Annotated in this window: 23 protein-coding genes and 2 pseudogenes; 9 read left to right on the forward strand and 16 right to left on the reverse strand. The window is 44.5% G+C overall.

Features of this window, described 5'->3' with window-relative positions; genetic code table 11:
* Complete coding sequence (locus H532_RS0116110; protein ID WP_027726317.1) at positions 1-1,461, reverse strand: type I restriction-modification system subunit M; 1,461 nt, start codon at positions 1,459-1,461, stop codon at positions 1-3.
* A gap of 259 nt (positions 1,462-1,720) precedes the next feature.
* Between H532_RS0116110 and H532_RS0116115 the strand changes: the two genes are divergently transcribed.
* Entirely contained in the window at positions 1,721-2,206 is a 486-nt protein-coding gene (locus H532_RS0116115) for a hypothetical protein (RefSeq protein ID WP_027726318.1), read from the forward strand.
* A gap of 428 nt (positions 2,207-2,634) precedes the next feature.
* Here the strand turns inward: H532_RS0116115 and erpA are convergent, their stop codons facing one another.
* A complete protein-coding gene (gene erpA, locus H532_RS0116120) occupies positions 2,635-3,000 on the reverse strand; it encodes an iron-sulfur cluster insertion protein ErpA (protein WP_281169053.1) in 366 nt (121 codons plus the stop codon).
* 189 nt (positions 3,001-3,189) lie between these two features.
* On the opposite strand from erpA, the gene modA reads away from it, so the two are divergent.
* Together modA and modB are read left to right on the forward strand one after the other, a co-directional pair.
* The gene (gene modA, locus H532_RS0116125) at positions 3,190-3,957 is read left to right on the forward strand and encodes a molybdate ABC transporter substrate-binding protein (RefSeq protein WP_038112771.1); all 768 of its coding nucleotides are present in this window, start codon (positions 3,190-3,192) and stop codon (positions 3,955-3,957) included.
* A gap of 5 nt (positions 3,958-3,962) precedes the next feature.
* The gene (gene modB, locus H532_RS0116130; protein ID WP_038112773.1) at positions 3,963-4,634 is read left to right on the forward strand and encodes a molybdate ABC transporter permease subunit; all 672 of its coding nucleotides are present in this window, start codon (positions 3,963-3,965) and stop codon (positions 4,632-4,634) included.
* 250 nt (positions 4,635-4,884) lie between these two features.
* Here the strand turns inward: modB and dapF are convergent, their stop codons facing one another.
* From dapF to H532_RS0116150, 4 genes are all read right to left on the reverse strand, one after another.
* Positions 4,885-5,748 carry a diaminopimelate epimerase gene (gene dapF, locus H532_RS0116135; RefSeq protein WP_027726322.1) on the reverse strand — a complete coding sequence of 288 codons (864 nt, stop codon included), beginning with the start codon at positions 5,746-5,748 and terminating at the stop codon, positions 4,885-4,887.
* 121 nt (positions 5,749-5,869) lie between these two features.
* Positions 5,870-6,112: a hypothetical protein gene (locus H532_RS0116140; RefSeq protein ID WP_027726323.1), complete on the reverse strand. Its 243-nt coding sequence runs from the start codon at positions 6,110-6,112 to the stop codon at positions 5,870-5,872.
* A gap of 54 nt (positions 6,113-6,166) precedes the next feature.
* Complete coding sequence (locus H532_RS0116145; RefSeq protein WP_038112775.1) at positions 6,167-6,397, reverse strand: DUF1450 domain-containing protein; 231 nt, start codon at positions 6,395-6,397, stop codon at positions 6,167-6,169.
* A gap of 74 nt (positions 6,398-6,471) precedes the next feature.
* Positions 6,472-6,771 carry a DUF1462 family protein gene (locus H532_RS0116150; RefSeq protein ID WP_027726325.1) on the reverse strand — a complete coding sequence of 100 codons (300 nt, stop codon included), beginning with the start codon at positions 6,769-6,771 and terminating at the stop codon, positions 6,472-6,474.
* Between the two features lie 357 nt (positions 6,772-7,128).
* Between H532_RS0116150 and H532_RS0116155 the strand changes: the two genes are divergently transcribed.
* Positions 7,129-7,353, forward strand: coding sequence for a NifU family protein (locus H532_RS0116155; protein ID WP_027726326.1), 225 nt, complete (start codon positions 7,129-7,131; stop codon positions 7,351-7,353).
* A gap of 823 nt (positions 7,354-8,176) precedes the next feature.
* Here H532_RS0116155 and H532_RS0116175 read toward each other — a convergent pair.
* Together H532_RS0116175 and H532_RS0116180 are read right to left on the reverse strand one after the other, a co-directional pair.
* On the reverse strand, positions 8,177-9,157 hold the full coding sequence (locus H532_RS0116175) for a 2-hydroxyacid dehydrogenase (RefSeq protein ID WP_027726327.1): 981 nt from the start codon (positions 9,155-9,157) through the stop codon (positions 8,177-8,179).
* 27 nt (positions 9,158-9,184) lie between these two features.
* Positions 9,185-10,177 (reverse strand): protein kinase family protein, encoded by a 993-nt coding sequence (locus H532_RS0116180; protein ID WP_027726328.1) that lies wholly within the window; start codon positions 10,175-10,177, stop codon positions 9,185-9,187.
* 164 nt (positions 10,178-10,341) lie between these two features.
* Between H532_RS0116180 and H532_RS0116185 the strand changes: the two genes are divergently transcribed.
* Entirely contained in the window at positions 10,342-10,839 is a 498-nt protein-coding gene (locus tag H532_RS0116185; protein WP_027726329.1) for a phosphatidylglycerophosphatase A family protein, read from the forward strand.
* Positions 10,840-12,157: 1,318 nt separating this feature from the next.
* Here the strand turns inward: H532_RS0116185 and H532_RS21145 are convergent.
* From H532_RS21145 to H532_RS0116200, 4 genes and pseudogenes are all read right to left on the reverse strand, one after another.
* Positions 12,158-12,296, reverse strand: a pseudogene (locus tag H532_RS21145) (IS5/IS1182 family transposase); the annotation flags it as partial.
* Between the two features lies 1 nt (position 12,297).
* Positions 12,298-12,507: pseudogene (locus tag H532_RS20885) on the reverse strand (transposase); the annotation flags it as partial.
* A gap of 451 nt (positions 12,508-12,958) precedes the next feature.
* Positions 12,959-13,723: a TIGR01457 family HAD-type hydrolase gene (locus H532_RS0116195; protein WP_027726331.1), complete on the reverse strand. Its 765-nt coding sequence runs from the start codon at positions 13,721-13,723 to the stop codon at positions 12,959-12,961.
* Between the two features lie 6 nt (positions 13,724-13,729).
* Entirely contained in the window at positions 13,730-14,176 is a 447-nt protein-coding gene (locus H532_RS0116200) for a DUF86 domain-containing protein (RefSeq protein ID WP_027726332.1), read from the reverse strand.
* 71 nt (positions 14,177-14,247) lie between these two features.
* On the opposite strand from H532_RS0116200, the gene H532_RS0116205 reads away from it, so the two are divergent.
* Positions 14,248-14,544, forward strand: coding sequence for a hypothetical protein (locus tag H532_RS0116205; protein ID WP_027726333.1), 297 nt, complete (start codon positions 14,248-14,250; stop codon positions 14,542-14,544).
* A gap of 3 nt (positions 14,545-14,547) precedes the next feature.
* Here H532_RS0116205 and H532_RS0116210 read toward each other — a convergent pair whose 3' ends face one another.
* Positions 14,548-14,868: a YutD family protein gene (locus H532_RS0116210; protein ID WP_027726334.1), complete on the reverse strand. Its 321-nt coding sequence runs from the start codon at positions 14,866-14,868 to the stop codon at positions 14,548-14,550.
* A gap of 155 nt (positions 14,869-15,023) precedes the next feature.
* Between H532_RS0116210 and H532_RS19710 the strand changes: the two genes are divergently transcribed.
* Positions 15,024-15,638 carry a YhcN/YlaJ family sporulation lipoprotein gene (locus H532_RS19710; RefSeq protein ID WP_051263389.1) on the forward strand — a complete coding sequence of 205 codons (615 nt, stop codon included), beginning with the start codon at positions 15,024-15,026 and terminating at the stop codon, positions 15,636-15,638.
* A 39-nt stretch (positions 15,639-15,677) separates the two neighbouring features.
* The gene (locus tag H532_RS19225; protein ID WP_425426316.1) at positions 15,678-16,730 is read left to right on the forward strand and encodes a M23 family metallopeptidase; all 1,053 of its coding nucleotides are present in this window, start codon (positions 15,678-15,680) and stop codon (positions 16,728-16,730) included.
* A gap of 1,373 nt (positions 16,731-18,103) precedes the next feature.
* On the opposite strand, the gene yunB is transcribed toward H532_RS19225, so the two are convergent.
* The 3 genes from yunB to H532_RS0116240 form a co-directional block, all read right to left on the reverse strand.
* Positions 18,104-18,877: a sporulation protein YunB gene (gene yunB / locus H532_RS0116230; RefSeq protein ID WP_027726335.1), complete on the reverse strand. Its 774-nt coding sequence runs from the start codon at positions 18,875-18,877 to the stop codon at positions 18,104-18,106.
* A 179-nt stretch (positions 18,878-19,056) separates the two neighbouring features.
* Positions 19,057-19,374 carry a YunC family protein gene (locus H532_RS0116235; protein ID WP_027726336.1) on the reverse strand — a complete coding sequence of 106 codons (318 nt, stop codon included), beginning with the start codon at positions 19,372-19,374 and terminating at the stop codon, positions 19,057-19,059.
* A gap of 234 nt (positions 19,375-19,608) precedes the next feature.
* Positions 19,609-20,172 carry a thioredoxin family protein gene (locus H532_RS0116240; protein WP_027726337.1) on the reverse strand — a complete coding sequence of 188 codons (564 nt, stop codon included), beginning with the start codon at positions 20,170-20,172 and terminating at the stop codon, positions 19,609-19,611.
* Between the two features lie 477 nt (positions 20,173-20,649).
* Between H532_RS0116240 and H532_RS0116250 the strand changes: the two genes are divergently transcribed.
* The coding region (locus H532_RS0116250) for a hypothetical protein (RefSeq protein ID WP_027726338.1) at positions 20,650-20,842 on the forward strand (193 nt) is incomplete at its 3' end.

The raw sequence follows: 20,842 nt of genomic DNA on the forward strand, positions 1-20,842 counted from the left end.
CTAACCCCTAATTAAATCTTTTAATTCTTTAATACCATTAATGACTTCACCTTCCAATATTTCTATTTTGTTTAAAATCACTAATGGTTCCTCATACTCAACTTCTTCATACTCAATCTCTTTATACTTATTAATTGACAAGTCATAGTCATTTTCCCTTAGTTCTTCTATAGTTACAAAGAAAGATTGTTCTGTCCGTTTCCGTTGTTTTTCTGCTTCTAAATTATTAAATCGGGCAATAATATCCGGTATGTCGTTTTCTTCAATCGGGTTGCGTTTATCATCCAATGAGAATCCGTCAGCCTTCATATCATAGAACCAGACATTGTCTGTTCCACCTGCACCGGTTTTTGTGAAAATCATGATAGCCGTTGATACTCCTGCATAAGGTTTAAACACTCCACTTGGCATCGAGATCACAGCTTCAAGTTTATGATTTTCAATTATCTCCTTACGAATGGTTTTATGTGCTTTGGAACTTCCAAATAAAACCCCATCTGGAACAATGACAGCGGCACGTCCGCCTGGCTTCAATATACGAATGAATAAAGATAAAAATAATAATTCCGTTTTCTTAGTCTTGGCGATTTTTAATAAATCATTTGATACCGCTTCATAGTCCAATGATCCTTTAAATGGAGGATTGGCCAGAACCAACGTATATTTTTCTTTATCCTTGTTAACCTCGGAAAGTGAATCTCGATATTCAATATTTGGATTATCCACACCATGGAGCATCATATTCATGGCACCAATCCGAAGCATGGTCCGATCCATATCATTGCCGTAGAACATGGTGTTATGAAAATGTTCTTTTAAGCCTTGGATAAGGAATAAATCATTGTGATGTTCACTCAAATATTCACTCGCGGCTACTAAAAAACCGGCAGTTCCCATTGCAGGGTCGATAATGATATCTTCCGGTGTTGGTTTCATCAGTTCGACCATCATTTTTATAATGTGCCGTGGTGTTCGAAATTGTCCGTTTGTGCCAGAGGTTGATAATTTTGACAGGAGATATTCGTATAAATCACCTTGGACATCTCGATCTTTTAATGGAAGATGATCAATTCCATCAACAATTTTTGCTAACATATTGGGAGTTGGAATTAAAAACATGGCATCACTCATGTACTTGGAATATGCTGAATCATCTTTGCCATGTAAGCTTTTAATAAAAGGAAAGACCTCGTCAGAAACAACCCGATACATTTCTTCCGGTGACCCGAGTTGTTTAAAACGATGCCAGCGTAAATGTTGCTTATCTTTCGGAAAGATTCCTTCAAATGGGATACTTAGAACTTCCGCTTCTTTTTCCTTCGTTGTTTCCTTTTCATCTAATCCTTTAATAAATAATAAATAGGTAAATTGTTCAATGACGGTAAGTGGGTTCGTAATTCCTCCCGTCCAAAAGGTCTCCCATATTTTATCCACTTTATTCTTAATTTCACCTGTTATCAATCTAATTCCCCCTATAATTCTCTCACTTTAAGTATACAGATTTCGCAGTTTCCTTACTATATATTAAATTAGCAAATGAGCTGTCCTAAAAATGGAACAGCTGGCGTGGTTAATCTATCACACCCCTGTTGGCCGAAAGCCCAACATAAATTCAATTTTTGAGTAAAAACAAATAGGAACACCGTTTCCCTTATGGCGGGGGCGGCCTTGGTCACGTTATCTTGCTAATACTAAAAGCCCTTACTGAAGTTTGGTTTTCATGAAAAAAAGCTTGCTTGTTAAAGAAGCTTACGGCTATATTTTACTCAGGGGGGAGAATATGGAGACGAATGAGTCGAATAAGACCTTTATTTTAGAGAAATACAAAGAGGTCAGCAATAACCGCCGGCATTATAGCAGCCTGCGTTTTGCCCTTTTGCCATTTTACTTTGCCATTCAAGGCTGGATCATCCAGGCGGCTTTTGATAAAAGCCATCTGCCGCTCGCTATTTACGCTTTAATCGGGATTTTATCCACTTATGTTTTTTGGACAATTGAAGAACGCATCTTAGAGTATTACACCCATTTGGAAAAAGTCGCCGCCAACATTGAAAAACAATTAGAGATAGACGTCAAAATGTTTGTCACATGGCCGAAATCGACATTCCGCAGCAACACCCGCTGGTCGATTCGTACCACGTATTTCGTTTGCATGACGTTTTGGGTCGTGACTTTATGCTATAGTATCTATCAATTATTGACTTAAGTCCATTCAGTTATCGCACGAATGGATGCGACCAAAAAAAACAATTGGGGTTCTAAAAAAAAGAAAGGTTGACTCTATGATTGGCTTTCGAAAGGCTTAGGAAAATGAAATGTAGCCAAATCATAAGGAGACAACCTTTTGGATTTCTTGTCTTGCCACGGGCACCTCTATGACACCGCACATAGACATTTTCCGGAAAACCGTGTCATTTGCCTGCGCGATTAAAGTGAGCGACCATTGCGTTGTAACGCGGAATAAATAAGAGTGAAGCCCCTTATCCTTAAAGTCCCAATGGCAAATCAATATTAGTAGCCAAGCTTTGGAACTTTGCCTGCTTTTTGTACATAAACCTTAACGACATTCGCCTTCAAACTTTAAGAGCTTCTAGTGAATGGATGCATTCACACGAATAAAGTCGTCCAAGAAAACTAACAATCCTTCGTCGGTGTGCCTGGATTGGTTGCGGTTTTAAAGGATTGGCCGCAGCCGCAGGTGGCGATGGCGTTCGGGTTATCGATGATGAACCCGCCGCCCATGAGGTTTTGTTTGTAATCGATGGTGACGCCTTCCAAAAGCGGCGCGCTGTCTTTATCAATCACGACCTTAAGGCCATCGGTTTCGATCTGTTTGTCATCATCATTGATTTCTTGGTCGAAGCCTAATCCGTATGATAAACCCGAGCAGCCACCGCCTCTTACCGCCAGGCGCAGAACAAGGTTATCCGCTTCTTGCTCCGCCATCATTTCTTTAATGCGACTGTTGGCCGCTTCCGTAATGGTAATCATACTTTTCACCTCACTCCCTTTTTTATCATTATAATGGGATCCGGATCTTGCTACAAGTCAACCAACTTCATGTCCAATTGTCCACATTTTTGATCGTTTTTTTTCTGACAAAATTACGAACCTACTGTCACGATCGTTCGGTAAGGCTTTTTTTATTGTATAATACAAGCAGACAAAACGTTCATAAGGGGTTTTTGTATGTACCGGATTTTTGTGGCCGTCCTTTTTAGCGCCTTACTGATCACGGGATGTTCGAAAGCAGATAGCAGCCACGAGAGCCCTGCGTTAACGGTATCTGCTGCCGCAAGCCTTGCTGACGTCTTGAACCCCTTGACGACCCAATTTACGAAAGAAACCGGCATACTGGTACATCTCAACTTCGCATCGTCCGGGACGCTGGAAAAACAAATTGAAGCTGGTGCCTCAGCCGACCTTTTCTTTTCAGCCGCCGAAAATTACACAAATCAGTTGATTGACAAAGGGCTTGTGGATAAAAAATGGGTGAAGCCGCTCGTTTCGAATAAGCTTGTGCTCATTGTTCCTAAAAATAGTGACGAGATTCACAGCATTGATGACTTGGCCGCGGCGAAAGTCATCGCGATCGGCACACCGGAACTCGTTCCCGCCGGTGAATACGCCAAAGAAGCGCTGACAAGCTTGCATCTCTGGGGAGCGCTCCAAGCGAAAATGGTTTACGGAAAAGACGTCCGCCAAGTGTTAAGTTATGTGGAGACGGGAAATGCCGATGTCGGGCTCGTCTACCTAAGCGATGCTAAAACGAGCACAAAAGTCAAAACCGTACAAGTGTTGCCGGACGCCTCACACCAGCCGATTCTTTACCCTTGCGCGATTATAAAAAACAGCGATCACCAAAATGAAGCCGAAAAGCTGTTTCATTATCTGCAGTCAAAAGCAGCCATGCAGCTGTTTAAAAAATACGGTTTTGAACCATTAGTGAAGGAATAAACCCAATGAGTAACGCGTTGACCACTGAAGCTTTTCTTGATCCAATCATACGCTCACTGATTGTCGCGGTTGTCTCGACCCTTCTTTGTTTGGTAACGGCGACGGGACTGGGCTATTTCTTTAGCCATCGCCGTTTTATCGGGAAAACCGCGGCGGAAACCTTTTTGATGCTTCCGCTTGTTCTTCCGCCGTCCGTCGTTGGTTTCGGATTATTGGTCATCTTTGGGCGGAGCAGCTGGGTGGGCCGCTTTTTTGAATGGCTTCTGCATCAGCCGATCGTTTTTACGGTTTGGGCGGCGATGATCGCCTCTTTTGTCGTCGCTTTTCCGCTGATGTTTCAAACGGTGAAAAACGGCTTTGAAGCGGTCAATCCGGACATTCGGGAAGCAGCGAAAATCGATGGGGCAGGTCGTGGCCGGCTGTTTTGGCATATTGATCTGCCGCTCGCTAAACACGCCGTTCTGACCGGGACATTGCTCGCTTTTGCCCGCTCCATTGGGGAATTTGGTGCGACGCTGATGATTGCCGGAAATATCCCCGGAAAAACACAAACCATGCCAACCGCCATCTATATTGCCGTCGAGACCAATCACCTCGCTCTCGCCTGGGGCTGGGTCGCCTGCACGGTCATTTTTTCATTTGTGCTGTTGCTGTTTGTTTATTCCTTGAGGAAATAATTGGGTTGCCGTCATACTACCGAATAACATCTATTGGTCGCAAGCTTTTGACCGCTTCAGAAGGAATGAAGAAAAAAACTGGTACATAACTCACCCATGTTAATGAAAAAGCTCCGATGATCGCACTTTGATGGTCGGAGCTTTTTTGAATATTTATCTGTCTATGGGAATTTTTCACTTTTTCTTTGTCACAGCATTTATAGCTGGAATAGGATCATGACAATCGAACCATTTTTGACTTTTTTAACCCTCAAACAAAAAAGTTTCCTTCACAAACGGTTTCGGCGGGTCCGGTCATAAACGCGTGCCCGGATTGCGCATCCCAGCGAATTACTAAATCGCCGCCATCAAGGTGCACGGTGATGTTTGCATCTTTCTCTGCCTTTTGATTTAAAATCGCCGCGACCGCAGCAGCCGTCGCTCCAGTGCCACAAGCTTGGGTCATGCCGGATCCGCGCTCCCAGACGCGGTAGACGAGTTCGCTTGGATTTTTCATTTCAATAAAACCGACATTCACGCCTTCGGGAAATAACGGATGGTCGCCATCAGCTAACCGCGGGCCCAACTCTGCAATCGGTGCTTGTTCGATATCGTCCACAAAAAACAGCGCATGGGGATTGCCCATCGAGACAGCAGTCAAGTCGTAGTTTTTTCCGTCGATCGTCACGCGTTCGTTTATGACTGGAGCCCCACCTTCGCCAGCCATGGGGATGTCCTCGCGATTCAAATGCGGCTGCCCCATGTCCACGGTGACTTGGTCCACTGTGTTTCCGGTAACGTGCACTTCGGCCGTGACGATGCCGCCGAGCGTTTCGATGTGAAATTTTTTCTTGGAAACAAGGCCCCGTTCATAGGCGTATTTCGCGACACAGCGCAGTCCGTTTCCGCAATTTTTCCCCTCCGACCCGTCTTTATTAAAAATGCGCATTTTTAGATCGGCTGCGTCCGATGGCACCATTAAAATCAAGCCATCCGAGCCGATGCCGGTAAAAGGATTCGACACTTTCCGGGCAAGGTCCGGCAAACCAGGCAGTTCCAGTTTTTGACTTATTAAATCCACGTAGATATAACAGTTTCCTAATCCGTGCATTTTAACAAAAGGGATTTGTGACATCTCCGCTCTCCTTCAACAAGAAAATTTGGTTTTGACCAATGAAACAGGAGGTCGCAATACATATGAAAGTCGAACTCCTTCGTCAAGAAAGTTTGGATTTCACCAATGACCGCCCCTGGATTTAGCGCTCCATTTTTCTTAGTGGGCTGTCGGACCAAATATAATCGTCGTCTATTTTTACAATGTCCAGCCGTTCGTGGCAACAAGGCATAACAATATGGGTTTTCACGCCGTCCTTGGCCTCTTCGAATGCTTCTTTTTTAAATGGCAAAAGGATGCTCGATGCCCCGCAGAACGGGCATTCCTGAAAATAGACATCTTGCATCATCTGTTCGTACGGCCATGAATAAGACAAATCGTACATCGGCTCTCCCTCCCGTCCTTGGCAAAAAACACCGCTTCTTGCGGTGTTTTTCAGTTACCGAATCTTTTTTAAGTGGTCGAATATCCGTTCCATGACATCAAGCGGCGTCTCACCTAAAATGAGCTCGCCATTGACGTAGGCAAAACAGCGCTCATAACAAAGGTCACATTGGTCAAGGCAAGTGTATTCGATGACATTCAATGCCGGGTCATCACGCAATGCCGCAAGCGCCTGCTCGGCTTCTTCGGTAAAGTTACTCGTACAAATTTCAATCGTCACGCGCACCCCTTTCACCTCTTTTGGTCAGGTCTATTGAATGGGGGGGTATTTTCGGGGCGCAAATCCAACGCTGGTGCGCTTTAAAAGCCTTGTTGTTCAATAAAAGAAAAAATGTTTTTTAATTTCGGGTCGCCCTCGCCGATGACTTGGCCATTGGAGACGACAAGCGGATAAAAATATTCGTCATTCAAGATTTTTTCCGTAAACTTTTTATCTTCTTCAGTCTCTGACTGATAAACATCGACATACCGCACTTGGATGTTGCTGTTGGGAAACTTTCTGCGGATCGCCGCATCCAACCATTCTTTCGTTTCCCTTGATGAAGGGGAATGCAGGCAGCTTGGGCATGGCGCCTCCGCTCCATAGACAGTGATAATCATGGCAGTCCCTCCCCGGAGGTTTTCTTTTTTTATGATTTAAGGGTATAACTTAACCTTGGCTTGTGCTTGGACTTTTTATATACTTACGAAAAAGCGTCCCAGACCTTCAATCTACAATAGAAAAGTGTGCTTCATATTTTATGGTGTACGGATGAATAATCCTTGGCTTTTGCCTTTTGGGCTTTATCTATACTTACGAAAAACGCGTTAGCATTTTTCGTTTGATCCTTTCACACCTTCATTTTACAATAGAAAAGACGAATAAGAAATGATTTTCGCGGAAATCCTTGCACAAATATAGATTTTTACAATGAAATTTTTTATAATAAAAGTAGTTTCGGAAAGGGGGCACCTTGTATGCGTGAACAAGTTGAAGCCGTACTCACCAAACTCCGCCCTTTTTTGCTCCGTGACGGCGGGGACGTCGAACTTGTGAACGTCGACGAAGATGGCGTTGTAAGCGTCCGTCTCATGGGTGCATGTGGCAGTTGCCCGAGCTCGACGATTACACTTAAAGCCGGTATTGAACGGGCTTTGATGGAAGAAGTACCTGGATTTAAAGAACTCGAACAAGTATTCTAAAAATAAGGCAAAAGCCGCTCGGTTAATCGAGGCGGCTTTTTTTCATTTTATGATAGGGTCTGCGGAATCTGCCCAGCCTGGATACGCATCAAAATGGGTTTGGCGATCGCTTTCCGAGACTGGATGTGTAAAACCGTCGCAAGCTTTCTTGAAAAAGGAGCTGGTATTGGCAAAACAGCTCTTAAATCCGGCTTGTTTTCCCAGTATATTCAAGCTATAGGCCATTTCAAAAAATTTTTCAGCCCAAAATGGCAGGTAGAACAGCGCTAAAGGCCATTTTGGTCCGCTTCCAAATCCAAAATGGCTTTTTGGATACAGATGTTGGCAAAACAGCCCTCGAATCCGGCTTGTTTTCCCAGTATATTCAAGCTAAAGGCCATTTCAAAAAATTTTTCAGCTCAAAATGGCAGATAGAGCCGTGCTAAAGGCCATTTTGGATCGCTTCCTATTCCAAAATGGCTTTTTGGATACAGATATTGGTAAAGCACCCCTCATATCCGGCTTGTTTTTCCATTAAATTCAAGCTAAAAGCCATTTCAAAAAATTTTTCGGCCCAAAATGGCAGATAGGACTCGATGCAACAACCCATGGCTCTCGCTGCTTTTGTTATTTTTAAAGTTTATAACCTACACACCTGTTTCCGAGGGCCTAGGCCGCGAATCCTGCGAAGCGGGTGTGAGGCAAGGCGCAGTCCGCGCGGATCCCATACATGCTACACGACGCCGACGCCATACATGACGCCCAAAGCCGTTCCGATACATGCCACCTAGCTCCGATTCCATACATGCCAACCAGCGCCAATTCCAATCATGACGCCTGTTACTTAATGCCCAAGTTCGTTCACCGGAGTCAGCGGCTTTTGCCCGCGAACGAGGACGGCATGCAAATTTTCTAAAGCGAGTTTGACCATGGCGGAGCGCGTTTCGGTCGTCGCGCTGCCGATGTGGGGGAGGCAGACAACTTGAGGCAGCGCAAGCAACGGATGGTCTTTGCCAATCGGTTCTTCCGCAAAGACATCCAAGCCGCACCCGGCAATCTCCCCTGTTTTGACAGCCTGGTACAATGCTTTTTCATCCACGCTTTTTCCCCGGCCGACATTCACGAAAATCGCCTCGTTTTTCATCATCCGAAACGCCTTTTCGTTAAAGATTTGGCGGGTCTCTTCGGTTAACGGCAACAAATCAATCACAAAATCCGCTTCTTGCAACAAGGTTTCAAAGGAAACATATTTCGCACCTAGCTCGGTTTCAGCTTGTACATTCCGCGAGCGATTATGGTAAAGGATGTTCATCTCAAAACCTTTCGCCCGCTTGGCCACAGCCGTTCCGATGCGGCCCATGCCGACAATACCGATCGTTTTATGATGAACGTCTGTACCCGCTAAAAGAAACGGGCCCCATTCTTTCCATTCGCCCTTTTTGATAAATTCAGCCGCCTCCACAACACGCCGGGCGGTAGTCAAAACTAAAGCCATCGCTAAATCCGCTGTTGTATCCGTCAAGACATCGGGGGTGTTTGTCACGTGGATGCCCTTTTCGGTGCAAGCGGCGATGTCAATATTGTCATAGCCGACGGCAAGGTTGGCGACGATTTTTAATTGCTTCGCATGCGTGACTAATGGCCGATCCACAGCATCCGACAGCATCGTTAATATCCCGTCATTTTTTTCCACTTCTTGTAACAAACGCTCGCGCGGGACTGGGACCAATGCTTCATTCCAGAGCGAGATCTCCATCTCCTGATGGTAAGGCTTGAGTAAATGTTCTGGTATTTCCCGGGTGATAAACACTTTCGGCTTGCCCACACTTCCACCTTCTCGTTTTTTACTTCATTATAACGAAGTTTTCAGCGTGTTGGCCAGCCAGTCAATTCTTGGCAATGTTTTTATATAACGTTTTCCGAATGCGGCGAGGAATCGTTCTTCACGGTCGGCTTGTTCCAGAAGCTCATGAAGCGTGGCCAGAGCCTTCTGTTCGTCCGCCCGTCCATCAAAAAATGCTTCCGCGTTTTCAATAAACAAAAGCGGATATAAAAGCCGGCTAAAAACGAGCCCGAGTCCGGCAACGGAAAGTTCGCGCTGGCTGACGTATTGATCGACAAAGGCAAAGATGTCCGATGTCGGGCGATTTTGTAAAAGTGCCCGACGCATCCATTCCGCTAAATCGCGCGCTGGGTGGTCGATCACCCATTGGTCCGGCGTCACCTGAAAAAAGCCGTCCAATCTCCAGCACTCTTCGTTGAACCGATGATGGGCAATCACCGGCTGATCGGTTACAGGGACATCAATGAAAAGATCCGTCACATATTGAATGGCGTTTTCCGCGCGTCCCGAAAAATAAGGGAAAACTTCTAAAAACAACGTTTCATAATCACTATGCACGTTTTTCTGTTCCACATCATTCCATTGCACGCTTAAATCGTCGATGCGCTTCGCCCAAAAATCGCGCCAACCGGGAAGAAGATAAGTGCGGCTCGGCCTTTCGCTGAGAAGTTCAGCACCTACCCGATGAAAATGGGCTAGTGTCTTGCCATCGGCACGAAGCGGCCGGTCGGGATGATTCAGCAACAAAAGCACAACCGAATTGCCCGCGATCTCGACGGTTGTCTCATTCGTGTTTGTCGGAACAATGTAAGCGACGGATTCACCCCGGCGAAACAAGACTTCACTGTAATATTGGAGTTCCCCAAGGTCCGGATGATGAAATTGGGAAAGGTCTTTTAATAGATAAAGCTGGTTTCCGTCGGTTAGCCATTCGCATCCGTAAAAGCGAATTTCCTGTAACGCCAATCCATATGCGGCAAAAAGTTGATCCCGTAAAGACATTATCCCCACCCCGTAACATACCGAAAGTTTCCAGCAAATTTGAGCCTTTAATATCACATGAAAAAGCATTCTGATGTATAATATGAAAAAATCAGGGCGGGCATGAGAGCCCGCATAAACCTTTTACGTCAAACACACGCTATAAGGCAAAGGATGGTGGAAAAATGGAAGACATCATAGCCCAAACAGCCCGCAAATGGTTGAAGGAACGCGGGGTAACGGTTGATGATATAGCAGAGTTAGTACTTTTTCTCCAGGCGGAATACATACCGGGGCTCACATTGGACGAATGCCGGAAAAACGTCGAAGCGGTCTTATCCAAACGCGAAGTGCAAAATGCCATACTAACCGGCATTCAAATCGACCGGCTCACTGAAAAAGGGATGTTGGAAGAGCCGCTGCAAGATATGTTGAAGCGCGATGAAGGTTTATACGGCGTCGATGAAATCATCGCCTTTTCGATCGTCAATGTCTATGGCTCCATCGGCTTCACCAATTACGGCTATATCGACAAAATGAAACCCGGCATCTTAAAACGGCTGAATGACAAGTCGACTGGAGAAGTGCATACGTTCCTTGATGATATTGTCGGGGCCATCGCGGCCAGCGCATCAAGCAGACTCGCTCATAGCCAAGCGCCGACGCCTCATATCGATGATTGAATGATTTCCCGATCTTGATGTTATTGTTTCGAGGCAATCGCTGCTGAGCATCGGGCTGTCTTGTCCACAGCCAAGCGCTTACACCTGATATAGAGATTTAAGGGCTTTCCGATCTTGTTGATATTGCCGGGGTAATCACGGCCAGTGCATCGAGCCGCCTCGCCTGTAGCCAAGTGCCGACAACTCATATCGATGATTGATGGGCTTTCCGTTCTTATTGTAAGTGGCATCGCGGCAGGTACATCGAACCACCTCGCACACAGCCAAGCGCCAACTCCTCATATCGACGATTGAAAGGCTTTCCGAAGAATACTTAAAGATTGCTGGACTTTTTCATATTTATGGAAGCGACCCGTGGCATCCCTCGTTGACGCTAATGCCATCATCTGTCAGGGGTGCCGGTTGCTTTTTCCTTTTTATCGGATGCCGTGTGCCAGCGTACGCGGCAAAATTTTAGTTTTCCAAATATTGGGGCGTATGCTCATTTTCGTGGCTCTTCCTGCTGAAAATTGAGCATAAATGCCGTTTTTGCTCATTTTCTTGACGGTTCCGCCTTAAAATTGCGCAGACGCTCCAGTTTTTTACAAATTTAGACCCCATTTTTCCATATTATGGAGCGTATGCTCATTTTCGTGGCTCTCCCTGCCCAAAATTGAGCATAAATGCGGTTTTTGCGCATTTTCTTGCCGCCTCAGCCTTAAAATTGCGCAGACGCTCCAGTTATTTACATTGTCAATACAATATTATATAATTTGTGAAAATTGGGCCTTAGGGAAATGGGTGATTATTTTGATTTTTATTCTTTATTTGTTTTTAATTGGAATTTTAAGTGCTGTTGTGGGTTTATTTATTTACAAATTTACCGATAAGATTTTTCATGGGGTAATATTAAGTTACCTGCTAGGTGGAATAGTTACTATCGTTTTATCTTTTTTATTTGCATATTCACTCACATTTAGCTATCTGTTTTATGGAATGATAGTAGGCATAATTGTTTATATTATTTTCCTCGTTATTATAAAAAAGTGAATCACGTTTATTTAATTTTTTATATGAATCAATTTCATAATTGCTTTTGATTAGAAAAAGCATAGAAGCAGAATTTCAGTATTCTTTAAAAAAATTACACGGTTAGCTATGTTCGCGGAAATACACTCGCTTTCCGCGGACAATCCACATTCCCCAGCTCGTACCCTTAAACGCCTGGGTCTTGCCTATTTCGTTCGTCTGGCAGGACTCTAGCTCAGCTCGTTGAGTAAGCGGAGCTAAAGAACACCCCGTATATTCGTGTTTCGAATCTGGCGATTTCTGTTGTTCGTTAAACTACTTTTTGATTTAACAAACGATTGATGCGATCACAAGCCAGTTTTGAAGCATTATAGATAAGTGTCAAGATCAAAGTGAACTTTAGCCCGTTTCCCTGTGCGATAACGAACATTGTTAAGTTGAAAATAATCCTAGATTCGGCAAGTTTAGTGATTAGTCTTGAAAAAGAAGCCCCCGATGGAATGCGATTTGAGACAAGAAATCCGCAATTCAGTTTAAAGATAAAGTCTTTAATTAATCTCCTGACCAAGTCTTTTATGGTGGGGATGCGTTCGATGATCCGAATAAAATAGAATTAATCATTGCCCCATAATTTAATTTGGTTGGAGCGCCTAGCCCGGCGTTTTAATACGCAATCGGAAAAAGCATATCATTTCTGTGTACAGGCGGCCTTAAAATGATACGCAATCCAATGAATTGGAACTTTTTAGGCGGCGGTTTGAGCCGTTTTCACCAAAAATAAAGAGGCCGTGAACATAACAAGCCCAAAATAATGTAAAAAAGGTTCCAATCATCGCTTTTTGATGGTCGGAACCTTTTTCAGGTGTTATCTTCCCTTATAACTTTTCACGGTAGTGGTCATTCTCAAGTTCACCGCCATGAATGCAAATCCTTTTTTTGTCACTCACTGACAAACGAGTGAAGGCCAAATGGTCCTTCAGAAATCCAAAAACTGGTTCCACATCCATTTGACATTGCGATAGAGCCGCACTTCCACCAACACGTTGCTGGGTACCACTCTTTTCTGATTAGCCTGCTGGGTTTTGTTCCAGCTTTTTTATAAAAAATTAATTTATAGGCGCCATTCCGCAAGTGAAGCAACCGTATAAGTCGGCGGCTCGTCGACCTTGGCGAGTTCTTCAGCCGTTGTGACGCCGGTTTGAACGAACAATGTATCCACACCGGCGCGAAGGCCAGCCAAGATATCCGTTTGGTAATTGTCGCCGACCATGAGCACATCGGACGCCGCAAGCCCCAAGCGCTCCAAGGCTTGGCGGATGATGATCGGCTCGGGCTTTCCGATAAAAATGGGGGTCACACCTGTTGCCACTTGCAGTAGCGCGGTAATCGACCCGTTTCCGGGAAGAAGCCCCCGCTCGGTCGGAAGGGCGACATCGGGATTCGTCGACAAAAAGGTCGCCCCGCCTCGAATGGCCAAGCAGGCTTCCGCTAATTTTTCATACGTCAGCTGGCGGTCCATGCCGACGGCCACATAATCCGGTTTATTCGCCGTGACGGTGAACCCTGCTTCACGAACAGCCGTCCATAAGCCATTTTCACCGATGACATAGACTTTCGCCTCCGGATGTTTCTCCTGCAGATACCCTGCCAGCGCCATGCTGGACGTAATGACGTCTTCGGCCGTGCAAGGGATGTCCATTGCGGTTAACGTCTGAGCGACGTCCTCAGGCGTCTTAGTGGAATTATTTGTGACAAACATGTAAGGGATGCCGCTCGCTTTTAACTGTCTTAAAAGGGCGACAGCCCCCGGAATCGGTTCCCTCCCCCGGTAAACCGTGCCATCCAAATCAAATAAATAGCCTTGATATTTTTTCACGCGATGTCATTCCTTTGTTGGTTTAAATGCCGAGACGGGTCCGAGTTCTTTGTCAAGATATGTACGGACTTGTTCGGGGAAAGCTTTCCAGTCCTCATAAAAACGTTTGAGTTCCGCCGAAAGCGAGTCATGTTGGATATGCGTATAATCGCGCACTAAAATTTTTCTTAATTGAACGACCCGCTTTAACCCTTCCTCGTTCTCTTTAGATACAACGCCTTCATCAACGAGAATATCGACAATGTCCTCATAGCTGCCTGGGTCGCGCATGATAAAGCCGTCAATCATTTGGTTACCGACATCTAAAAAGGATTCCACGAGCACATGAACAAGGCGCTCCAAAGCCAATTTTTCAATTGGGGTTTGCCAATTCTTTTGAGCTTCAAACATTTCCAGCAAGTTTTCCATATGGCTTAACGTCTCAGCCAAGCGTTCCCGATCGACAAAATACATGTTTCTCACCTGCCGTTGTTTTCATATTCCCACTATTTTACGGTTATATTAACCGATAAGGTGGTGACTTTATGGTAAAAAAACGAAAAGAAGATCAATACAGTGATTTTGCTAATGTCGTCGACCAAAATCAGTTTCTCACTTCCGAAGAATTTCCAGAAGGGTCCTATGGTCAGGCCACGGGTGACGACCGTCCCGTAAAAAATAAGGATACACCTTGGGTTGAGGGACAAAAATATATCAGCGGATTCACGTATGAAGACCGCACCCTCCATAAAAATCTGCCAAGGCAGTTTCCAGGCGCTCATCCGACCCACGATGACCCCGACCAGGAAAAAGTCCCGCCATACGAAGATTATACCCCCTGATTTTCAGGGGGTATACGCATCTATACCATCTGGTTTAAGCTTTTTGACAACAAAATAGCGGCAGCCGAAATTGCAATATTCCAAGATATATTCTGGAAGGGTGCCGATGCGTGATTCCGGCGGGGCTTTGCGATTATTGTTTTCGTAAAATCCGCGCAGTCGCAATTGTTCATAGCCCCAATCGCCGACAATATAATCATACTTGGCCAAAATCTCGCTGTAACGCTTGAGAAAAGCCTCTTCGTTCCAGCCATCGCGATGGTTTTCAATAACCTCATATGTCACATGATTCACTTTTACCGCTATTTTCTTCGGCCAGTCCATGGACATCCCCCTCCGCCCTTTATTTTAACACACAATCCCAAAAAGAAAAATGAATCCATGGATGGGAAGGCAAGATTTGCTAGCAAATAATTTTCGGAAGAGGTCATTCTAAAAAATAAAGATATGATTGAAACCTTTTTCCAGGAGGCTAAGACATGGTTAAAAATGTTTTTTGCTTTTTTTGTGTCGCCATACTATTGTTTCTCTCCGGTTGTGCCGGTTTAGATCATAAAGAAAATCAAGATGACCAAGGTCTGAGCCGCATGCAAGATCCTGTGCGGGACGTCACATATAATGGACCTCCGAAAAACATTCAAAACAACTCCCCAAGTGAGAATGCCCGCGGGGAATTCGGCTATACCCACTATTCGCGCAAACCCGGCCGCGATCATGCATTGGATGTCCAACATATCCCGAAAACCGACTATCAAGCGCTTTCCGACATTATCACGCGTGTTGAATTGTCGCTTCCGGATATTTACGATGTCGGCACCTTGGTCACCGATCAATATGTCCTCATCGCTTATAAAACGACAAATGATAATCGCGTGGAGGCGGCCGAGCAGGTCAAACGAACGGCTTTATCGGTTGTGCCCAATTATTATAAGGTTTACATTTCCGACAAGCCTTTTGCACAAACCGACATCGCTAATTTTAAAAACCTAGACGTTTCAACGCCCCGTGTCCACCAATGGTTGGAGAATTTGATTAAACAAATGAAACAATCACCGCAAGGGACGACGTCACCGAAAACCCATCAAAGGCGCTAAAACGGCACAAGGGAAATCACTTGGAAAGGAGGGAACCGTGTGAAAGTCTTGATTTCGCTCTTACTCGCCTCTAGTATTTTCTTGACCGGGTTGGCCGGCGACAATGTGATGAAAGCTGAGGAAGCGCAGAACCTACAACAGAAAAAAGATCTTCAAAAGCAGGCCCATCCTGTTTTTAAAGAACAAAAAGCGGAGAACCCCATGCCTTATTATTTAAAAACGGCCGCGTTAACCGATGTGCCGTGGTATTTGCTTGCGGCCATCGATCAATATGAGCGCAATGTCAGAAACACCCGACGTGATTTGCCGGACGCTGATGGACCCGTTGCCATCCTGATTCCAAGGCATAAATGGCTCGGTGCTCTTAACCCCGCCCAAAAAGACCGCGATCCTTTTTTTATTTCTTTATTTGACGGGATGGGTAAGGACGGTAATGGTGACGGTGCAGCGTATGAGAATGACCCCGATGATGTGCTCTATACGATGGCTCAATACTTAAGTACTTACGGTTCTGATTGGCTCGATTATAAAACCGCCCTTTGGGATTATTATAAAAGTGAAAAAACGATCCAAGTGATTACTGAAATGGCCGAACTCTATAAACATTTCGGCACCATTGAACTGGAGAAGAGGGCTTTTCCGATTCCATTAAGATATAACTACGATTATCGCTCCACATGGGGGGCACGGCGCGGCTGGGGAGGTTTGCGCATTCACGAGGGCACCGATATTTTTGCGGGCTATGGCACACCGGTTCTCTCGACGGCATACGGGGTGGTTGAAATCATCGGTTGGAATAAATTCGGAGGCTGGCGAATCGGCATTCGTGATGTGAAAAACGTGTATCATTACTATGCGCATTTAAGCGGGTATGAAAAACACATTAAAAAAGGATCGATCGTCAAGCCTGGTGAAGTCATCGGTTATGTGGGCAGCTCCGGTTACGGTCCTAAGGGCACTCAAGGAAAATTTCCACCTCACCTCCATTACGGCATGTATAAATATGACGGCAACACAGAATATTCCTTTGACCCTTATCCTTACTTACGAGCCTGGGAGCGCGAAGCTTACCGAAGCTGCCGCGGTTCATAAAGAAAATTTCCGCCTCCCCATTATGGCGTGTATAAATATAACGGCAACACAGAATCCTTTTACCCTTATCCTTACTTACAGGCCTTGGGGCGCGAACCCTACCGAAGCCGTCGCGGTTCATAAGGAAAATTTCCGCCTCCCCATTATGGCGTGTATAAATATAACGGCAACACAGAATCCTTTTACCCTTATCCTTACTTACAGGCCTTGGGGCGCGAACCCTACCGAAGCCGTCGCGGTTCATAAGGAAAAAGACAGCCCGAGGCTGTCTTTTTTATCACAATAAGGGAGTAGGAATGGAATTTTATTGAAAAATATTTTTTTGAAAAGGAAGCCGCCTTAAAAGCCCAAATGGAAAACGGCCGTTTTTGTAGAAAAATATTTTTCTGACACCGCAAAGATGCCAAGAAGCCTTGATGTATCACCATCTCTTCAGGGAATATAATGAATGATCCCAAGCTTGTGCTACTATTGAGCCATATGTACGGCGTAATTCTTGGGTCCAGGCACATTTGCGCGATTTTTTTAGGCTCTCGATTCACGAAAACGTTGCGTAAAAAGCGGAATCGCAACATTTTTTGGTTCGATGGCGTGCGAAACGTCGCGCTGCAGCCAGATATTAGGAAAAAAGAAGCGCGGTTCACGGGTCCAGACGTCTTTGCGCAACTTTTTTGAGCTTCCAATACGCGAAAACGTTGCGCAAAAAACGGAATCGCAACGTTTTTTAGTTCAGCGGCTGTCGAAACGTTGCGCTGCATCCAGATATTAGGAAAATTGAAGCTAGATACTTGAGTCCAGACACGTTTGCGTGGTGCCAATATGATTTGCCAGCAGTCCGAAAATGGCATTTAGCGTAGTTCTATTGACCATTTCGGGCTGTTAGAAATTTTGAAATGGTCTTTAGCTTGAATTTACTGGTAAAATACGCCTGTTTTGAAAGCTGTTTTTCCAGCATCTGTATCCTAATGACCATTTTGGAGAGCTTGCAGTGCGAAAATGGCATATAGCACAGTTCTATTGACCATTTCGGGCTGTTAGAAATTTTGAAATGGTCTTTAGCTTGAATTTACTGGTAAAATACGCTTGTTTTGAAAGCTGTTTTCCAGCATCTGTATCCTAATGACCATTTTGGAGAGCTTGCGGTGCGAAAATGGCATTTAGCGCTGTTCTATCGGCCATTTCAGGCTACTAAAAATTTTAAAATGGCTTTTAGCTTGAACAAAATGGAAAAACACACTACCGTTATGATCGCTATTTTCTCATGATCTGTGTCCTAATTGCCATTTTTAAGTGCTTAGCTTGCCAAAGTGGTATTTGAATTTAAAAAACTTTTCATTCGACAGTCACTAATACGTCCGGATTTTCTTACCTTACTATTTTTTCTTTAACGGTTGATCGGGCAAGGTAATGGACGCATTATTACCGCCGTTGCTCCAATACATAGGTACTTTCCCGGGATAGAAGAAAGAAGCAAACGGTATATCGGATTTGACAGTAATCGGTTTTGAGCCAACGGGGATGACGACTTGCACGTCCACTTCAACGTGCAAAGAAATTTCGACATACACATTATTGATGCCGACCTGTTTCAGAAACCGTTTGATATTTGTCCGCGTATTACTGATCACTTGAAACTTTACGGGGACTTGAGGCCCGAGATTAGCAAGCAGCACATTATTCGTGGCCTCTCCTAGCGGAATGTATGTAATGACACCTTTTTCTCCGCTTGGGACTTTCATTTGATCGCTTGTCGTGTAGATCGGCCTATCCCCTTCTTCAATGGCCCTTAAATATTCCTGAACGTCCTGCGTCGTTCCTGTCAGCAGTCGGTTGATAATATAAGTATTTAAGTTAATGTTTGTGATTTCTCCGTTATCATTTTTTTCGATGTCCACTAAACTATAAAGTCCATTTTTATCAATATATTTTTGCATTTCATTGACTTCTTTATTTTTAACACCATAGTTAATGGCATACTGGGCGATTTGCCTCGTTTTCGTCTCGGCAATATTCATGAGCACAGGTTTGATGCCTTCGTTGATGATCCACAATCCCCAAAGGGTAACCCCGATAAACACTATAACTGAAAAAACAAAGACATGGCGAAACGGTATGTTCCGGCGCGGTTTCAGCGACGTTTTCGGCAAATCAACACCTCCATCCAGGCATCCCATAAGCATGTATATGCTTGTCGAACCCGGATTACGCGTGTTTTTTCACACAGAGTTCCTGTTTTAATGCCACCTGTTGAAGCCGCCGTTCACCGACAATCCGTAAAAAAATGAGCCGGCCTTGTCTTAGCCGGCGAGATTTCGGTTAGGGCGTCCTAATTGATTTGGTTTGCTTCCATTTTTAAAAGCGCGTCACGGCCGGTCATCCCTTTTTCTATGCCAATATTTTCGGCCTCAATCGTGACCGACTCGAGCGGAGCATCTAAAAGCTGTTCAATCGTGCGAACGCCGACCGCCCGCCCTGCAATGATTTTTCGGTCTCTTAATTTTTCGTTAAGTAAAGCAACGTCAAGGGCACCGCACATGATATAGCCCACATCGTTATAGACAGCCATCAGCTTCGTCTTCGGAAGCTCGACGGTCACAGCCGTAAACGGCTTTCCGCCAATAAACATCGGCTCAACACTAATCATCAAAAGCCCTCCTTCGACCATTAGTTTATTGACCGTTGAGTGGAAATGTGACCTCTTAACTCGTATAACTTATAAGCGTATTCATAATATTATTTTGGATCGGTTGATATAACCGTTTATGGTCACTCCTGTTATATACATATAAATCCCTAGGCCGACATCACATGAGCATACATCTGGTCATCTACAAGTAAATGATTCTCACCTTTTAACAGACATAAAAAAACCGGGCCATTAGAGACCCGATAAAGTTTCTTTAAATTCATCGACGATTAGCTGCTGATACGCCATGCCTTCCCCATATCTTTTATGTATTTCGGCATAGACTTCTTGAACTTTTTCCTTATATTCATCGGATTCGCGCGGAAGATTCAGCGCTTTAAACTTAGCCATTGGTTCTTGAATATAAGCAGGGCGCGGTCCCCACCGATGAATGACATCGCCGTCCGGCGTGACGAGTAAGACGACCGGAATCGATTTTCCACCATACAGCAAAAATTTATTGATGAGTTCTTCATTTTCTTCAAGAATGAAAACCTCAACGGGGATTTTGGCTGTCTCCATGATTCTAAGAACAACCGGCATATTATGGACGACATCCCCGCACCAATCCGATGCGATGATCGCACAACGCAGTTCTTTTGTATTGCTAAAGTCAGAAAAGAATTTTTCATCGTCTTCTTTCCAAGTAAAACCTTGATAATAGCTTTGAAACTGATCCTGGTTTTTGGACATCCAATCCATGAATGCCTTGGGTGTAATGCCTTTTCCGAGCCATTTTCCGATGTTTTCACCCATAATGATCCCTCCCAATTATGAGCTTAAATCTCCTGGCCAGGCTGAGTTTCACCTTTCAATCCTATTATCGGTGTTTAAAAATATCGTTGCAAGGGATTGCGCTTACAATCCTTTTTAAAAGAGAACGGAGTAAATTGCCTGTAGAAAAGGACATATCATTATGCCGGGCGAAACAAATGATAGGAAAACTTTTCTCGAGTTATACTTCGAAAATTCCGAATCATTCCCATATGGCGGTAAATTTATAAAAAGTGACGGTAAACAGCCGAAATCCGGCGGTAAATAATCAAAATCCGACGGTAAACACCCGAAACACGGCGGTAAATACACTGACTTTGCAAATAAATGTTTTTAAACGGTAATGTAAATAAAATTTTACAAAAAAGGTATTTTTTATTAGACATTTATAAGAAAAACTCCTAATGTAGAGATATAATAGACAAGTTACCCAAAAACCTCTACAAAAGGAGCATTAACATGGGTAACAGTATACCAGAAGAAACCGTTATTGAAAAGTGTCTTAAGATTTTGGATGTTGCTCTCTATCGGCATCCTTACCGCGATCACGGATCCAAAAAACTTTTAACAGGGAAAGCTATTTTACTTCTCGTCGATGCCCAACTTCGCCAATATGACTCCCTTTGGGAGATTTCAGAAAACCTTAGAGCCA

The sequence above is a fragment of the Tuberibacillus calidus DSM 17572 genome (assembly GCF_000430685.1).
Classification (GTDB): Bacteria; Bacillota; Bacilli; order Bacillales; family Sporolactobacillaceae; genus Tuberibacillus; species Tuberibacillus calidus.

Coding starts and splice junctions, on each gene's coding strand:
- H532_RS0116240 (WP_027726337.1), bottom strand. CDS start 20,172: ATGGGTGAAAACATCGGAAAATGGCTCGGAAAAGGCATTACACCCAAG.
- H532_RS19710 (WP_051263389.1), top strand. CDS start 15,024: ATGGTTAAAAATGTTTTTTGCTTTTTTTGTGTCGCCATACTATTGTTT.
- H532_RS0116140 (WP_027726323.1), bottom strand. CDS start 6,112: ATGTACGATTTGTCTTATTCATGGCCGTACGAACAGATGATGCAAGAT.
- modB (WP_038112773.1), top strand. CDS start 3,963: ATGAGTAACGCGTTGACCACTGAAGCTTTTCTTGATCCAATCATACGC.
- dapF (WP_027726322.1), bottom strand. CDS start 5,748: ATGTCACAAATCCCTTTTGTTAAAATGCACGGATTAGGAAACTGTTAT.
- H532_RS0116185 (WP_027726329.1), top strand. CDS start 10,342: ATGGAAGACATCATAGCCCAAACAGCCCGCAAATGGTTGAAGGAACGC.
- H532_RS0116115 (WP_027726318.1), top strand. CDS start 1,721: ATGAAAAAAAGCTTGCTTGTTAAAGAAGCTTACGGCTATATTTTACTC.
- H532_RS0116155 (WP_027726326.1), top strand. CDS start 7,129: ATGCGTGAACAAGTTGAAGCCGTACTCACCAAACTCCGCCCTTTTTTG.
- H532_RS0116200 (WP_027726332.1), bottom strand. CDS start 14,176: ATGTATTTTGTCGATCGGGAACGCTTGGCTGAGACGTTAAGCCATATG.
- H532_RS0116205 (WP_027726333.1), top strand. CDS start 14,248: ATGGTAAAAAAACGAAAAGAAGATCAATACAGTGATTTTGCTAATGTC.
- H532_RS0116235 (WP_027726336.1), bottom strand. CDS start 19,374: ATGATTAGTGTTGAGCCGATGTTTATTGGCGGAAAGCCGTTTACGGCT.
- H532_RS0116210 (WP_027726334.1), bottom strand. CDS start 14,868: ATGGACTGGCCGAAGAAAATAGCGGTAAAAGTGAATCATGTGACATAT.
- H532_RS0116150 (WP_027726325.1), bottom strand. CDS start 6,771: ATGATTATCACTGTCTATGGAGCGGAGGCGCCATGCCCAAGCTGCCTG.
- H532_RS0116180 (WP_027726328.1), bottom strand. CDS start 10,177: ATGTCTTTACGGGATCAACTTTTTGCCGCATATGGATTGGCGTTACAG.
- modA (WP_038112771.1), top strand. CDS start 3,190: ATGTACCGGATTTTTGTGGCCGTCCTTTTTAGCGCCTTACTGATCACG.